The sequence below is a fragment of the Nonomuraea sp. NPDC051298 genome (genome assembly GCF_055586305.1).
The window spans coordinates 1-14,568 of the sequence record NZ_JBVJIM010000013.1 but is presented as its reverse complement, the minus strand read 5'-3'; the positions used below and the strand labels follow the sequence as shown (position 1 = coordinate 14,568).

The window sequence follows — 14,568 nt, the reverse complement described above, 5'->3', positions numbered from 1 at the left end:
CGCCGAGGCGCGGCCGGGCCCCGTGACGCGCGCCCGGCGTCGCCCGTGCCTCCGGCGCCTGCCCGCCGCACAAAAACGCCGCACAGGATGTCGCGCAGGATTACCAGGCGCTTCATTCGTCATTAGCGAACGAGGTCACCCACGCGGCAACCAACCTGACATGCGCATCGTACGGCTGGCGAACTTCGTCACCCCTTCGTCCGGCGGCCTGCGGGTCGCCCTCGACCAGCTCGGCGCCGGTTACGCGGCGTCGGGCCACGAACCCGTACTGGTCGTGCCCGGCGAGCGGGCCCGCGAGGAGGAGACGCCGGCCGGGCGCCTCATCACCGTGCCGGGCCCGCTCGTACCCGGGCTCGGCGGCTACCGGGTCATCGCCGCCCGCCGCCCGCTGCGGCGGCTGCTGGAGGAGCTGCGTCCCGACCGGCTGGAGGTGTCGGACCGCAGCACCCTGCGCTGGACCGGTGCCTGGGCGCGCGCCGCGGGCGTGCCCTCGGTCATGGTCTCGCACGAGAGCCTGTCCGGGCTGCTCCGCCTCTACCACGCGCCCGCCCGGCTCGCGGACGCGCTCAACCGGGCCACCGCCGCCCACTTCGACACCGTGGTCTGCACGACCGGCTGGGCCGAGGCCGAGTTCCGCCGGCTCGGGGCGGCGAACGTGGTCCGGGTGCCGCTCGGCGTGGACCTCACCGCGTTCGGCCCCGGCCGGTACGACGCCGGGCTCCGCTCGCGGCTCACCCGCGGCGACGAGGCGCTGCTGGTGCACTGCGGCCGGCTGTACCCGGAGAAACGACCCGACCGCTCCGTGCTGGCGCTGGCCGAGCTGCACCGGGCGGGGGTGCCCGCCGTCCTGGTCGTCGCCGGTGACGGTCCGCTGAGACGCTCGATGGAACGGCGGGCGGAGGGACTGCCGGTGGTGTTCCTCGGCCACCTCCCGGACCGGGACCGGCTGGCCGCGCTGCTGGCGACCGCCGACGTGGCCATCGCGCCGGGGCCGGTGGAGACGTTCGGGCTGGCCGCGCTGGAGGCCCTGGCCAGCGGCACCCCGGTCGTGGTGAGCCGCGACAGCGCCCTGCCCGAGGTGGTCGGGAACGCCGGGGTCGCGGTGGCGGACGACCCCGCCGCGTACGCGGACGCGGTGCGCCGGCTCCTGGCCCCCTCGGATCCCCCGCGCCGGGCGGCGGCCCGCGCCCAGGCGGAACGGTACGGCTGGGAATCGGCGGTCGACGGCTTCCTCGCCGCGCACGGCCTCACCCGCACCCCCGCGAGGCCCCGATGACGGGGGTGATCCGGGTGGCGGCGCTGGGTGACTCGGTGACCGTGGGGATGGGCGATCCCGTGCGCGGCCGGGGCTGGGCCGGGCTGCTGGCCGAGTCCCTGGCCCCCTCGGGGCGGGTGGAGCTGGGCAACTACGCGGTCTGCGGCGCCCGCGTGGCCGACGTCGTACGCGACCAGCTCCCCCGCGCCCTGGAGTTACGCCCGGCGGTGGTCACCGTCCTCGTCGGCGTGAACGACACCCTGCGCGGCGACTTCGACCAGGACGTCTTCGCCGCCGACTACGCGCACCTGCTGGCCAGGCTGAGCGAGACGTCCGCCGTCGTCCTCACGTGCACGCTGCCCGACCCCGGCCTGATGCTGCGCCTGCCCGGGGCGCTGCACCGCCCGCTGGCCCGCCGCGCCCACGCGATCAACGACGCCGTGGCCGGACCCGCCGCCCGCCACGGCACCGTCCACCTCGACCTCGCCCGTCAGCCCGCCCTGTACGACCGCCGCATGTGGGGCGTGGACCGGCTGCACCCCGGCGAACGCGGCCACCGCCACCTCGCCCGCCTGTTCGCCGCCGAGCTGGCCGCCCGCGGCCTGGCCGTACGCCTGCCGGACCCCGAGCCGGCAGAGCCGGAGCCGTCGGCGTGGGCGAGCGCGTTCTGGCTGGCCACGGCGGGCACGGCCTGGCTGGCCCGGCGCTGCCTGGACTTCCTGCCCACCTTCGCCCGCCTCGTCGCCGACGAGTACCGCCGCGGACCCGACCCAATCGTGGACCCGGTCGTGGAAGCGGCCACGACATCGCGTGCCGCGCCCGTCAAGAGGGAACTCGTCGACGCGAAACTCGTTGACGTGGAATTCGCCTGCCCGGTGCCTGCTGGTGAGCCACGAGTCGACCACGGCAGGGATGAACCAGGACATGAGGGTCGCCATCGTGGCCGAGTCGTTCCTGCCGCAGGTGAACGGGGTCACCAACTCGGTCTGCCACATCCTTGACCACCTGGCCGCCGGCGGGCACGAGGCGATCGTGCTCGCGCCCGCCGGCGCGCCGCCCGCCTACGCCGGTTTCCCCGTCCATCAGATCCCCGGTCTCGCCCTGCCGTTCTACCGCTCCGTCTCCGTCGGGCTGCTCGGCGGGCGGATCAGGGGTGTGCTGGCCGCGTTCAAGCCCGACATCGTGCATCTGGCCTCCCCCGCCGTCCTGGGCGCGGCGGGGGCGACGGCGGCTCACCGGCTGGGCGTCCCGGTGGTCGCGGTGTTCCAGACCGACCTGGCGGGGTTCGCCCGCCGGTACGGGATGAGCGTGGCCGGCCGGATCATCTGGTCGTGGCTGCGCCGCCTCCACCGCCGGGCCGCCCGGACCCTGGCGCCGTCCAGGGCGACGCTGCGGGAGCTGTCCGCCCGTGGCGTCCCCCGGCTGGCGTTGTGGGGGCGCGGGGTCGACCTGGAGCTGTTCCACCCGAGCCGCCGATGCGAACGGCTGCGCCACCGGCTCGCCCCCGGCGGGGAGGTGATCGTGGGGTACGCGGGGCGGCTGGCGGCCGAGAAGCAGGTGCACCGGCTGACGGCGGTCGCGGGGCTGCCCGGGGTCCGGCTGGCCGTCGTCGGGGCGGGGCCGTCGGAGAAGGGGCTGCGCCGGTTGCTGCCGGAGGCGGAGTTCCTCGGCCTGCGTACCGGGGCGGACCTGGCGCGGGCGGTGGCGTCGTTCGACGTGTTCGTGCACACGGGCAGCGACGAGACGTTCTGCCAGGCCGTGCAGGAGGCGCTCGCCTCGGGCGTCCCCGTGGTCGCCCCGGCCGCGGGCGGGCCGCTCGACCTGGTGCGGCCGGAGGTGAACGGGCTCCTCTACGCGCCGGACGACACGTCGTCACTGCGCGCCGCCGTGGCCCGGCTCGCCGGGGACGCCGCTCTGCGCGCCCGCATGTCCCGGCACGCCAGGGCGTCGGTCGAAGGACGCGCCTGGCCGGTGCTGTGCGAGGAACTGCTCGCCCACTACCGCGACATCCTGGCGATCCCCGCCCCGCCCCCGGTGCCCCCGGTGCCACCCGTGCCCGAGAGGAGACCGGATCTGGCGGGAGGCGTTTGACGATCTCCCGCGGGGAAAGCTGCAAGAGGGCCCGCGGACACCTCCCGAGCCCTCGACGGGCGAGACGATCATGGTTTTCGACTTCGAACTGCGTTGTGCCATCACGGCCGAACTCGGCCTCATCCGAGACCTGGTGCGCCTGCACGGCCGCCACAGCGGGCTGCCCTGCCACCGGCTGGAGGAGCTGGTGCTGGCGGTGAACGAGGCCGTCACCAACGTGCTCGACCACGGCGGCGGGGCGGGCACCGTCACCGCGCGCAACACCGGCGGCCGGGTCGTGGTGGAGGTCCTCGACGTCGCCGGCGGGCTGACCCACGACCACCTGGCCGCGGCCGTGGTCGACCCGACCGGGGCGCGGGGTTACGGCCTGTGGCTGATCCAGCACCTGTGCGACGGCGTCGAGCTCGAACGGACGGACTCGGGCTCGCTGCTGCGCCTGCACGTCCAGATGACCCCCACCGCCTCCGGCCACGCGTCCCACCCCGATCAGCGGACGAACCGCCGGATGCAACCGGCCTGACCCGCGCAGACCCTCCTGAGCGCCCCTCCCGCGCGTCCCTTCCTGCGCGAGCCCTCCTGCGCACGCCCTCCCGAGCGGCCCTTCCGCGCACGCCCTCCTGCGCGGGCGTGATCGCGAGGATAGTTTCGAAGCATGAGCGAACCAGGCACAGGCCCCGGCCCCATCACCCCTGACGGATCCCCCGTCGACTTCTACACCCTGCTCGGCCCCGGCGCGGACCCCGAGATCGTCGCCCAGGTCACTCCGCCCGGCGGCTCGGTCCTGGAGCTGGGCGCGGGCGTCGGGCGGGTGACGCATCCGCTCGTCGACCGCGGCTTCCAGGTCGTGGCCGTGGACGAGTCGCCCGAGATGCTCGCCCACATCCGCGGCGCCCGCACGGTGCACGCCCGCGTCCAGGAGCTGCGCCTCGGCGAACGCTTCGACACGGTGATGCTGGCCTCCCAGCTCGTCAACACCGCCCACGACCAGACGCGGCGCGAGCTGGTGGCCGCCTGCGCCCGGCACGTACGGCCCGGCGGCACCGTACTGATCCAGTGGATGCCCGCCGAGGCGCACGACCGGTGGCACGTGGGCATGGGACGCCGGGACGGCGACCTCACGATCACGATGGCGGCCGTGGAGGAGGTGTCACCCGGCCTCTTCGAGGCGACCATGCGCTACACGCACGGAGAGGACCGGGTCTGGACGCAGTCGTTCTCCTCCAGGCGGCTCACCGACGGCGAACTCGCCGCCGAGCTGGCCACCGAGGGCCTCCGGCTCGACCGCTTCCTCACGGAGGACCGCACCTGGCTGGCCGCCACCCCGTCCTGACCACCCGCCTTTACGATGTAGATCTCATAATGGCGTCGATCTCCACGCATTTACTGGAAAATACTGGGACTGTTGGTACGCTCGCGCCATGAGTGACCGGCTGGACGATCTCGAGCGGCGGATCGACGAGCTGCGGGCCGGGGTACGCAAGGCGATGCGGGTCAGGGACGGCGCCGCCGCCCGCGTCCTGCGCGCCGAGCTGCGCAGCGCCGAACGCGCCTGGGACGCCCTCGTGAGCGGTGAGCGGCAGCCCGTGCCGGGCGAGCGGCAGCCCGGACCGGCGGCGGACCAGCCGCGCCTGGTCACCCTGCGCGAGCAGGTGCACCAAGGGCTGCGGCTGCTCGGGGCGACCGCCCAGCCCCGGCTGGTCGTGGCCGTCAGCGACGCGTTCTTCGGCGGCACCGTCCGCAGCGGCCAGCTCACCAGCCTGCGCAGGGACGAGGAGCGCTCGTTCCGGTCCTCGCCGTTCGGGCGGCCGTACTATCTGTGCGCCGCCCTGACCGACCGCCTGTCCCCCGCCCGCGGCCTGCTCACGCTCAGCACCTGGCCGCTGGAGCGGCGGGTGGTGGGCCCGCTCAGCCCTCGGGTCGACTTCCTGACCTGCGCCGTCGCGGTGGCCGAGCACTGCGGGGAGCACTTCAGGGAGGAGCCGCAGGAGGATGAGGCGGACGACGGGCGGGCGACCCGCTTACTGGTCAGGATGGCCAGGAACATCCCGGGCGCCACGGACGGCTCGCTCGGCCCACCGGACCCCGCGCGGGTGGCCGAAGCGGCCCGCGCCGAGCTGCGCGTACACGCCGATCACGACACGCGGGATCGCGCCGAGCTGGCAGAACGCGCCGCCGCCCAGCTCGGTGAGGTCTCCCGGCTGTTCGGCGCCGCTACGCTGAGCACGATCAAGAAGGAGAACGCGAAGTGAGCGGCTTGAAGCGCGAGGGCGATCACGTGCACCGGCTGGAGGCGTTGCGGGGCACCACCCCGCAGCAGCCGCACGACGCCCGCGCCATCGCGGCCCTGGCCGCGAACCCGGGCTGCACCCGCCGCGCCCTCATGGACGGCGCCGGCATCGACAAGGACGCCGCCGCCCGGCATCTGGGCTTCCCCGCGCCGTTCGGGCAGTCGCCGTTCGCGATCACGCGCGGCAACGTGTTCGAGGCGCTGGTCAAGGCCGACGGGTGCGCGGAGCTGCTGCGCATGCTGCGCGAGCTGCTCGGCCTGCCCATCGCCGAGGTGTCCTACCACGACGTGGAGAACGTCGGCGCCCATCTGCGCCACGCGCACACCCGGGCGCTGATCGACCGGGCGGCCGCCGAGGGCCGCGACGCGGGCACCCTGTACGACCACCCGCTGCTCAGCCTGGAGATCGCCGGGCACACCGCCTACCTGGAGCCCGACGTGGTGGCCTTCCAGCTCGGCGGGCGCTTCCACATCGTGGAGATCAAGTCGTTCGCGGTGATCGACGGCCAGGCCGACCCGTCGGCGGTGGCGGCGGCCGCCCGGCAGGCGGCGGTGTACGTGCTGGCCCTGCGCACGCTGCTGGAGGAGCTGGGCCACGACCCGGCGAAGGTCTCCCATGACGTGGTGCTGGTCTGCCCGGAGAACTTCGCCAACCGGCCGGTCGCCACGCTGGTGGACGTACGCAGGCAGCTCGCCGTCCTGCGCCGTCAGCTCACCCGGATGACCACGCTCGACCGGCTGCTCGAAGGGCTGCCCGACGACCTGAGCTTCGACCTGCGCCCCGACGACGACGGCCGGCCCACCAGGCCGGTGGCCGAGTTGGCCGACGCGCTGCACAGGACGACCGCCCGCTACGCGCCCGACTGCCTGTCCACGTGCGACCTGTGCTTCTTCTGCCGCGACGAGGCCCGCCAGGAGGGCGCCTCCGACCTGCTCGGCCGACAGGTACGCGACGAGCTGGGCGGCGTCGCCTCGGTGGCGGAGGCGCTGGGCCTGGCCGACGGCACCCGCGACCCGGCCGAGGGCCAGGAGGAGATCGCCCGGCTGCTCCGCAACGCCGAACGCCTGCGCGGGGAGTGCCTCACGTGACCCCGCCGCCCACCGCCTGCCCGCCGCGGAGACGCCCGACATGAGCCTGCTGACCTCGCTCGCCCGGTTGCGCGCCCTCGACGAGGGGATCGCGCAGCCCGTCGCGACCGTCAGGCACTGCCACCTGTCCGACAGGCCCATGGTGTTCATCCCGCTGAAGCTGTCGGGCGAGTCCGCCGCGCCGCTGGCCGCGATGCTCGGCACCGACCGCGACCGGCCCCGGCTGCTCGTGGTGACCCAGCCGCGCAACCGCGACCTGCGCTTCGCCTGGGCCGCCGAGCTGGCCGGGGTGCTGCTGCCGTACGTCGAGTCGTTCCTCAACGACACCGAGACGGTGGAGCGCAGGAACGCCGACCCGTACGAGCGGGCACTCGACGCGCCGCAGATCGTGGTGCCGAACCTGACGGGCGTGGCCTTCACCCGGCTGCTGGGCCGCTCGACCCGGTTCCGGCGGGCCGACGGGCCCTACCCGGTTCCGGAGGCGGTGCCGCTGCTGGGGCGGTGGCTGACGTACTTCGGGGAGCGGGCGGCGTACCCGGGCTCGTCGCTCGTGCTGGCGGCGACGGAGGAGCTGGGCCGTCACTGGGCGAGCGGGCAGAGCTCGCTGGAGGACGCGAACCTGGCCGCGCTGCTCGGCTGGATCACCACCGGGCCCGGCGACGAGGCCGAGGACCCGCTGATCTGGCCGCCCGCCGGGCCCGCGACCGATCCCGGCTTCGACGCCGAGGTGCTCGCCCCCGCGATCGAGGGCGGGTCGGCCGAGCGCATCACGGAGGCGCTGCGTACGCAGGTGGAGCCGACCTGGCGGCTCATGTGGCAGGCGGTCGACCTGCTGGCCGCGCTGCCGGCGGGCCCGAGCGTGACGCAGCGCTGGGAGCAGGACCGCGGCTCGTTCAGCGGGATGGCGGTGCACATCGCCGAGGGCGCCCCGCCGCAGCCGCGCCGCGACGGCGCGGTGACCGCCGCCGCCAAGCTGGCCCGCATGGAACGCGCGCAGGCCGCCTACGACGTGCAGCGCGCCTATGACGACCCGCTGGTGATGGCCGAGTACCGCCTGACCGGCGAGGCGTTCGCGGGCGAGGTGGCCGAGACGGTGCCCGACCACACCGAGGGCGAGGGCCGCTCGCGCAAGCTGCGCCCGCTGGTGGTGATCAAGTCCGACGACCCCGTACGCCTGCCGCCCGGCACGGCACTTGGCACGCCGCAGCGCCGCGGCCAGGGCGCCGAGCTGGTGGAGGCGGGCGAGGGCCTGGTCACCGTCAAGATCACCAAGGGCATGGGCCGGGGCAAGGTCGCCGCGCCCGGCGCCGTGCCGGAGGTCGGCGAGCGGGTCTGCTACACGTCGCTGACCGACGACTTCCAGGGCTCGCCCGCGCTGCCCGAGGCCGAGGCCACGCCGTGGACGCACGGCGGCCCGCCGCACGACTACGTGCCCGACGACGAGGACGCCCAGGAGGAGTGGTCGTGACCGCCAGTCCGGAGCAGGACGCCAGTCCGGAGCAGGTCATCAGGAGGGTGCTCGCCGACCTGCCCCGGCACCGGGGCGTGGTGGTCGACTCGCCGCCGGGAGCCGGGAAGTCCACCCTCGTCGTACGCGCCGCCGCCCACCTCGCCGCCACCGGCGAGCCGCTGATGATCGTGGCCCAGACCAACGAGCAGGTCGACGACCTGGTGGCCAGGATCTGCGACAAGCACCCGCACCTGACCGTGGGCCGCCTGTCGGCGAGCGGGTACGTCCCGCCGCTGCGCATGCTGGAGCTGCCCGGCGCGCGGGTCGGCACCCGGATCCAGGACCTGGGCGACCCGGACATCGTCATCGCCACGGCGGACAAGTGGGCGTGGATCGGCGACCGGGTGTGGCCGTGGGCGATCGTGGACGAGGCGTACCAGATGCGCTCGGACAAGCTGCTGCGCATCGCGGGGCTGTTCGAGCGGGCGCTGTTCGTGGGTGATCCAGGGCAGCTCGACCCGTTCTCGATCGTGGACGGCGACCGCTGGTCGGGGCTGTCGTGGGACCCGTTGCAGAGCGCGGTGTCGGTGCTGCTGCGGCACAATCCCGACCTGCCCGTGCACCGGCTGCCGGTGTCGTGGCGGCTGCCGGCCTCGGCGGCGCCGGTGGTGTCGCGGGCGTTCTACCCGTTCACCGGGTTCCGTTCTGGCACCGGGCACGGCGACCGGTGGCTCGAGCTGTCGACGGGCGGCATGGGCACCGTGCACGACCGGGCGTTGGAGGAGGCGGCCCGGTCGGGGTGGGCGCTGCTGGAGCTGCCGAACCGGCACACGGTGCGTACCGACGGGGAGGCCGTGCAGGCGGTGGCGCTGCTGGCGGAACGGCTGTTGCAGCGCGGCGCGGTGGCCGGGTCGGAGCAGGGCGAACGGCCGGTGACGGCCGACCGCATCGCGGTCGGGGCCGCGCACCGCGACCAGGTGGCCGCCATCCGGGCCGCGGGCCTGCCACCCGAGATCACCGTGGACACCGCGAACCGGCTCCAGGGCCGCGAGTACGACGTCACGATCGTGCTGCACCCCCTGTCCGGCCGCCGCGACGCCACCGCCTTCCACCTGGATTCGGGACGGCTGTGCGTGCTGGCCTCGCGGCACCGGCACGCCTGCGTGGTGGTGGCCAGGGCGGGCATCGCCGAGCTGCTGGACGCGCACCCGTCGGCCGAGCCGGTGCAGCTCGGGGTGCCGGTGAAGTTCCCGGACGGATGGGAGGCGAACCAGTCGGTGCTGGAGCACCTGGCCCGGCACCGGGTGTAGGGCGGGCGCGTGCGGGCGGCTCAGAGGCGGCGGTGCCAAACGCACGTACGGGCGGCTCAGAGGCGGCGCCAGACACACGTGCGGGTGGCTCAGAGGCGGCGGCGCCAGACGTCGATGGCCATGACCGGGCGCATGCCCGCCGACTCGTACAGGCCGAGGGCCGGGGTGGTGTTGTTGGAGTCGACGTGCAGGATCGTGCCCCTGCGCCCGCGGGCGGCGTCCGCGGCGAACGCGTGCCGCAGCAGGAACCGGCCGACCCCCCGCCCCCGGAACTCGGGCAGCACCGCGAGCGTGGCCACGTAGCCGCACTCCTCGTCGGGCACGAACTGGTTGCTGCCGATCAGCACCGCGGCCGGGCGGCCGTCGAGCCGGGCGAGCGTGAGCTGGCTCCAGTCGGTCACGGACATCGCCTGCCGGCGCTCGTACCACTGGTCGTAGGTGACACGGACGAAGCCGAAGTGCTCGGCGAAGCCCTCCTGGTGCACCTGGTGGGCCGCGCGCCGCACCTCCTCGCTCTCCCCCGTGTACAGGACGACGCCGGGCGGCGCGGGCGGCGGCTCGACGGGGCCGTCGTGGTCGATGCGCATGCGGTGGAAGCTGGTGCCCGGCTCGAACCCCAGCTCCTTCACCCCGGCCTGTTTGTCCTGGTCGGCGCGGTAGACGCCGATGTGCAGGGTGACGGCGTCGTAGCCGTGCTCGGCGCGGATCTCGGCGGCGCGGCCGAGCGCGGCCCGCCACAGCTCGTCCGCCAGGCCACCGGTCACTCCGGGGCGGACGATCACCTCCACGTCGATCAGGTCGCTGGGGCCGTTGCGGAAGACCCAGGCCCAGCCGTCGAGCCGTCCGTCGGGGCCGTGGGCCAGCCAGCCGTCCCTGCCGAGATCGAAGCCCGGCTCGACCAGGTCGTCGGCGATGTCGTCGAACGTCGAGTCCGGGCCCCCGATGACGGAGGTGTCGTACGCGGCGACGAGTTCGTGGATGGAAGCGGCGTCTTCCACGCGAGGCCGGCTGATGGTGTGCATGGGGAGGATTGTCCACAAACATCCCCCTTGACGCCTCCCATTTTCTCCTGGTCAGCCCATATACCGGCTGGTGCTGATCCGGTCGGCGATGCGTCTGGCCGCCGGGCGGCGAACGTAGAATGAGCGTGAGGCGTACTTACCTGCCGTCAAGTCGAAAAGGTGCGAAGTGCGGGAAGACACGCGAACCCGGATCCAGGAGATCGCACTCAGGCTCTTCACCGAGCAGGGCTACGAGGCGACCTCCCTGCGGGAGATCGCCGAGGAGCTAGGGGTGACGAAGGCGGCACTCTACTACCACTTCAAGACCAAGGACGACATCGTGGCCGGCCTGGTCGAGACGCGCCTGGCCGAGCTGGAGGAGCTGCTCGACTGGCTCAGGAGCCGCCCCAGGACCCCGGAGACGCGGCGCGAGCTGATCGAACGCTACGCCGCGGGCCTCCGCGCCACCCGGCAGCTCGGGATCGCCGGATTCCTGGAGCGCAACCAGACCGCGCTGCGCGGCCACCCGACGCTGACCAAGATGCGCGAGCGGATGATGGAGCTGACGGCCGAGATGAGCCCGGCCGACGCCACCCCCGCCGAGCGCGTCAGCCACGCCCTGGCCCTGTTCGCCCTGCACACCGGTAAATGGCTGGTCAAGGAGGGCGAACTCACCGACGAGGAGATCCATCGGGCGACCCTGGAGGTGGCCCGGCGCCTGCTGGAGCCGTAGCGGGGCGCGATTTCCGGCGAGAACCCGCCGTCACCGGCGATTGGGACCGCGAATTCGGGGCAGGATCCACGCACCCATCCGGAGAGGGAGGAGACAGAGCAGAGAGGAGGCGCAGTGGAGGCTACGATGGCGCTCCGACTGCCCAGGGACGCGGCGAGCGTCCCGCTGATCAGGCAGATGCTGGACGGCACGCTGCGGTCGCTCGGCGTCGACCCCCAGGTCCGCGACGACATAGAGCTGATGCTCACCGAGGCGTGCGCCAACGTGATCAAGCACGCCGAGCCCAGCGACAACTACACGGTCAGCGCGTCCGTCCACGATCACCTGTGCGTCATCAAGGTCGTCGACGCCGGGAACGGCTTCGACGCGCGCAAGGTGCTCGACCCCGAGCCGGAGGCCGATCACGGGCGCGGGATACAGATCATGCGGGCGCTGGCCGACGACATCCGCTTCAGCAACAGGCGCGAACACGGGGCGGTGGTCTGTCTGGAAAAGCACCTCCGGTACACGCCGGGGGCCGCCGGGCAGTACCTCATGGCCACCTGAGGAGGCCACCCGAGGATGGCCGCCTGAGGCGTCAGGTTCCCGTGTGACTCTCCACCGGCCGCCGGCGCGGGCTGGCTCGGTGGGGGTCGCCGCTCCGGACGCGTTCCCCGGGACGGGCGCCGCCGAGCACGAAGTGGCGGCGTACCCGGGGCACGCTTCCGCTCAGCTCCGCCCGCCGCCGCTCGGGCACCGCCTCCCCGCTCAGCTTCAGCTCCAGCCCCTGCCGCCCCTCCTCCGGCCGCTCCCCAGAAGGCGGCCCCTGAGTCGGCCCCTGAGACGGCCCTTGAGACGCCTGCTGAGACGCCGGTCGCTGGGTCTTCGAGCGGGACTGCCCGGCCAGTCGTCTCCACAGGGTCCGCCAGTGCGTCAGAGAGGCGGCCAGCCCCAGCAGCGCGAGCAGCGCGACGACCGCGACCAGCAACACGGCCAGGACCACGAGGACGAGGACGACCATCAGGGTCCCGATGGCGCCGAGCAGTGTCATCATTCGGCGGAGAATGCCCGCCCACCAGCAATTTATGCCAATAAATGGGGATAGATCGAGCTTACTGTGACCTGCTTACCGTGACCTGCTCACTAAGACCCGCCGTTGAGCTGGTCGAGCCGTCCCGGCAGCATGTCGAGCCTGCGCAGGATCACGCCCTCGCGCAGCGCCCACGGGCACACGTCGAGCCTGCTCACCTCGAACAGGTCCATGGCCGCGTCGGCGACCAGCGCCCCGGCCGCGAGCTGCGCCGCGCGCCCCTCGGACACGCCGGACAGCTCGGCCCGCTCGGCGGCGTCCATCGTGGTGAGCTTGACCGCCCAGTCGGCCATGTCCTGGCGCGACAGCGACCGCGCGACGTAGGGGCCCTCGCTGGACGGCGCCGCCCCGGCGATCCTGGCCAACTGCTTGAAGGTCTTGGAGGTGGCCACCGCCCGGTTGACCTGGCCGTATCTGGCGACGTCGCCGACCGTGCGGGCGATCTCGGCGCGTACGTGCCTGCGCAGCCTGCGCACCTCGTCGGGCGAGGGCGGGTCGCCGGTGAACCAGTCGCGCGTCAGCCGCCCCGCGCCCAGCGGCAGCGACACGGCCGCGTCGGGCTCCTCGTCGAACCCCGCGGCGATCTCCAGCGAGCCGCCGCCGATGTCGAAGGCCAGCAGCCGCCCCGACGACCAGCCGAACCACCGCCGCACGGCCAGGAACGTCAGCCTGGCCTCGTCACGCCCGGACAGAACCGCGATGTGCACGCCGCAGCGCGCGTCGATCTCCCTGAGCACCTGCTCGCCGTTGGCCGCCTCGCGGACGGCCGAGGTGGCGAAGGCGAGCAGCTCCTCCACCCCCTTGTCCTCGGCGAGGCGGACGGCCTCCTCGACGAAGCTGCCGAGCCGCTCGACGCCCTGCTTGCCGAGCTTCTTGTCCTTGTCGAGGTGCTCGGTGAGGCGCAGGTCGACCTTGTGGGAGTAGGCAGGCATGGGCCGGGCGCCGCGATGGGCGTCGACGACCAGTAAATGGACAGTGTTCGAACCGATGTCCAGCACGCCGAGTCGCATGGGGAAACGCTACCGGTCAGCGGGTATCACGGCGAAACCGAGCCGCACGTGGTGGGGCGAGGCAGGCATGGAATCCTCCAACGTGACAGAAGAAACGACTGAGCGTTCACACAGGAGGGGCCTGGCAGGGAAGCCGGGGCGGACCACCCCGGTGTGCGGCCGTGGCCCGGGACGACCGCGTGATCGTGGACATGTTCCAGGCACTACCCTTCCTTGGTGTCATGACACGTTGGGGGGATCTTTGAGCGCTTGCTGTGGCCCGAGCAGAGATGCCGCCGCCGAGCCGACCGCCGGGCCGACCGCCGCACCGATCACTGCACCGATCACTGCATCGATCACTGGGGCCGTTCCTGGGAGGCGGGCGGTGGTGCCGCGCGGGATGGTGCGCATCCCCGGCGGGACGTTCCTCATGGGCGGTGACGACCCCGACGGGCACCAGGAGGACGGCGAGGGACCCGTGCGTGAGGTGCGGCTCGACCCGTTCATGATCGACCCGGCGTGCGTGACGAACGCGCAGTTCGCCACGTTCGTCAAGGAGACCGGCTACGTGACCGAGGCCGAGCGGATCGGCTGGTCGTTCGTGTTCCACCAGTTCGCCACCGGCGGGGTGATGGACGCCGGCGTGCCGGGGGCGTCCTGGTGGGCGGGCGTCGAGGGGGCCACGTGGCGTTCGCCCGAGGGCCCCGGCTCCACGATCGGCGACCGGCAGAACCACCCCGTCGTCCACGTCTCCTGGAACGACGCCACCACGTACGCCGCCTGGGCGGGCAAGCGGCTGCCCACGGAGGCGGAGTGGGAGATGGCGGCCAGGGGCGGCCTGGAGCGCAAGCGCTACCCGTGGGGCGACGAGCTGGCCCCCAAGGGCCGCCGGAGGTGCAACATCTGGGAGGGCCACTTCCCGACCGCGCCGAGCAAGGGGACGATGCCGGTCAAGTCGTTCCAGCCCAACGACTACGGCCTCTACAACGTCGCCGGCAACGTGTGGGAGTGGACCGCCGACTGGTGGGGCACGCGGTGGGAGCCGTACGCCGACAACCCCACGGGCCCGGCGCAGGGCACGGCGAAGGTGATCAGGGGCGGCTCGTACATGTGCCACGACTCCTACTGCAACCGCTACCGCGTGGCGGCGCGCACCTCGAACACGCCCGACTCCGCCACCGGGCACACGGGCTTCCGCTGTGCGGCCCTACGCTGATCGCATGTCACGAACCCTGCGACTGTTGATCACCGGCGGCGGCACCGGTGGTCACACCTATCCGGCCCTGACGACCCT

At 73.4% G+C, this 14,568-nt stretch carries 15 protein-coding genes; 12 read left to right on the top strand and 3 right to left on the bottom strand.

Going from position 1 to position 14,568, the window contains the following annotated elements; genetic code table 11:
• Positions 1–160 precede the first annotated feature (160 nt).
• The 9 genes from ACZ6S0_RS31735 (at position 161) to ACZ6S0_RS31695 (ending at position 9,482) form a co-directional block, all read left to right on the top strand.
• Positions 161–1,276: a glycosyltransferase gene (locus ACZ6S0_RS31735; RefSeq protein ID WP_465922979.1), complete on the top strand. Its 1,116-nt coding sequence runs from the start codon at positions 161–163 to the stop codon at positions 1,274–1,276.
• Positions 1,273–2,256 (top strand): SGNH/GDSL hydrolase family protein, encoded by a 984-nt coding sequence (locus ACZ6S0_RS31730; RefSeq protein WP_465922978.1) that lies wholly within the window; start codon positions 1,273–1,275, stop codon positions 2,254–2,256. The genes ACZ6S0_RS31735 and ACZ6S0_RS31730 overlap by 4 nt, the downstream gene beginning before the upstream one ends.
• Positions 2,180–3,346: a glycosyltransferase family 4 protein gene (locus ACZ6S0_RS31725; RefSeq protein WP_465922977.1), complete on the top strand. Its 1,167-nt coding sequence runs from the start codon at positions 2,180–2,182 to the stop codon at positions 3,344–3,346. Before ACZ6S0_RS31730 ends, ACZ6S0_RS31725 begins: the two co-directional genes overlap by 77 nt.
• Before the next feature lie 70 nt (positions 3,347–3,416).
• Complete coding sequence (locus ACZ6S0_RS31720) at positions 3,417–3,866, top strand: ATP-binding protein (RefSeq protein WP_465922976.1); 450 nt, start codon at positions 3,417–3,419, stop codon at positions 3,864–3,866.
• Between the two features lie 132 nt (positions 3,867–3,998).
• The gene (locus tag ACZ6S0_RS31715) at positions 3,999–4,676 is read left to right on the top strand and encodes a class I SAM-dependent methyltransferase (protein WP_465922975.1); all 678 of its coding nucleotides are present in this window, start codon (positions 3,999–4,001) and stop codon (positions 4,674–4,676) included.
• Between the two features lie 88 nt (positions 4,677–4,764).
• Entirely contained in the window at positions 4,765–5,595 is an 831-nt protein-coding gene (locus ACZ6S0_RS31710) for a hypothetical protein (RefSeq protein ID WP_465922974.1), read from the top strand.
• The gene (locus tag ACZ6S0_RS31705) at positions 5,592–6,722 is read left to right on the top strand and encodes a hypothetical protein (RefSeq protein WP_465922973.1); all 1,131 of its coding nucleotides are present in this window, start codon (positions 5,592–5,594) and stop codon (positions 6,720–6,722) included. Before ACZ6S0_RS31710 ends, ACZ6S0_RS31705 begins: the two co-directional genes overlap by 4 nt.
• 40 nt (positions 6,723–6,762) lie before the next feature.
• On the top strand, positions 6,763–8,190 hold the full coding sequence (locus tag ACZ6S0_RS31700) for a hypothetical protein (RefSeq protein ID WP_465922972.1): 1,428 nt from the start codon (positions 6,763–6,765) through the stop codon (positions 8,188–8,190).
• On the top strand, positions 8,187–9,482 hold the full coding sequence (locus ACZ6S0_RS31695; RefSeq protein WP_465922971.1) for an AAA family ATPase: 1,296 nt from the start codon (positions 8,187–8,189) through the stop codon (positions 9,480–9,482). The genes ACZ6S0_RS31700 and ACZ6S0_RS31695 overlap by 4 nt, the downstream gene beginning before the upstream one ends.
• An 89-nt stretch (positions 9,483–9,571) precedes the next feature.
• Here ACZ6S0_RS31695 and ACZ6S0_RS31690 read toward each other — a convergent pair whose 3' ends face one another.
• Positions 9,572–10,504 (bottom strand): GNAT family N-acetyltransferase, encoded by a 933-nt coding sequence (locus ACZ6S0_RS31690; protein ID WP_465922970.1) that lies wholly within the window; start codon positions 10,502–10,504, stop codon positions 9,572–9,574.
• Between the two features lie 166 nt (positions 10,505–10,670).
• On the opposite strand from ACZ6S0_RS31690, the gene ACZ6S0_RS31685 reads away from it, so the two are divergent.
• Together ACZ6S0_RS31685 and ACZ6S0_RS31680 are read left to right on the top strand one after the other, a co-directional pair.
• Positions 10,671–11,216, top strand: a complete 546-nt coding sequence (locus tag ACZ6S0_RS31685; protein WP_465922969.1) for a TetR/AcrR family transcriptional regulator — start codon at positions 10,671–10,673, stop codon at positions 11,214–11,216.
• Positions 11,217–11,342: 126 nt separating this feature from the next.
• A complete protein-coding gene (locus ACZ6S0_RS31680; RefSeq protein WP_465922968.1) occupies positions 11,343–11,762 on the top strand; it encodes an ATP-binding protein in 420 nt (139 codons plus the stop codon).
• Between the two features lie 31 nt (positions 11,763–11,793).
• Here ACZ6S0_RS31680 and ACZ6S0_RS31675 read toward each other — a convergent pair whose 3' ends face one another.
• Together ACZ6S0_RS31675 and ACZ6S0_RS31670 are read right to left on the bottom strand one after the other, a co-directional pair.
• Positions 11,794–12,249: a hypothetical protein gene (locus tag ACZ6S0_RS31675; protein ID WP_465922967.1), complete on the bottom strand. Its 456-nt coding sequence runs from the start codon at positions 12,247–12,249 to the stop codon at positions 11,794–11,796.
• A gap of 89 nt (positions 12,250–12,338) precedes the next feature.
• Positions 12,339–13,295, bottom strand: coding sequence for a Ppx/GppA family phosphatase (locus ACZ6S0_RS31670; protein WP_344888991.1), 957 nt, complete (start codon positions 13,293–13,295; stop codon positions 12,339–12,341).
• A 379-nt stretch (positions 13,296–13,674) separates the two neighbouring features.
• Here ACZ6S0_RS31670 and ACZ6S0_RS31665 point away from each other — a divergent pair, with 379 nt between their 5' ends.
• Positions 13,675–14,490 carry a formylglycine-generating enzyme family protein gene (locus ACZ6S0_RS31665; protein ID WP_465923221.1) on the top strand — a complete coding sequence of 272 codons (816 nt, stop codon included), beginning with the start codon at positions 13,675–13,677 and terminating at the stop codon, positions 14,488–14,490.
• Positions 14,491–14,568: the final 78 nt, after the last annotated feature.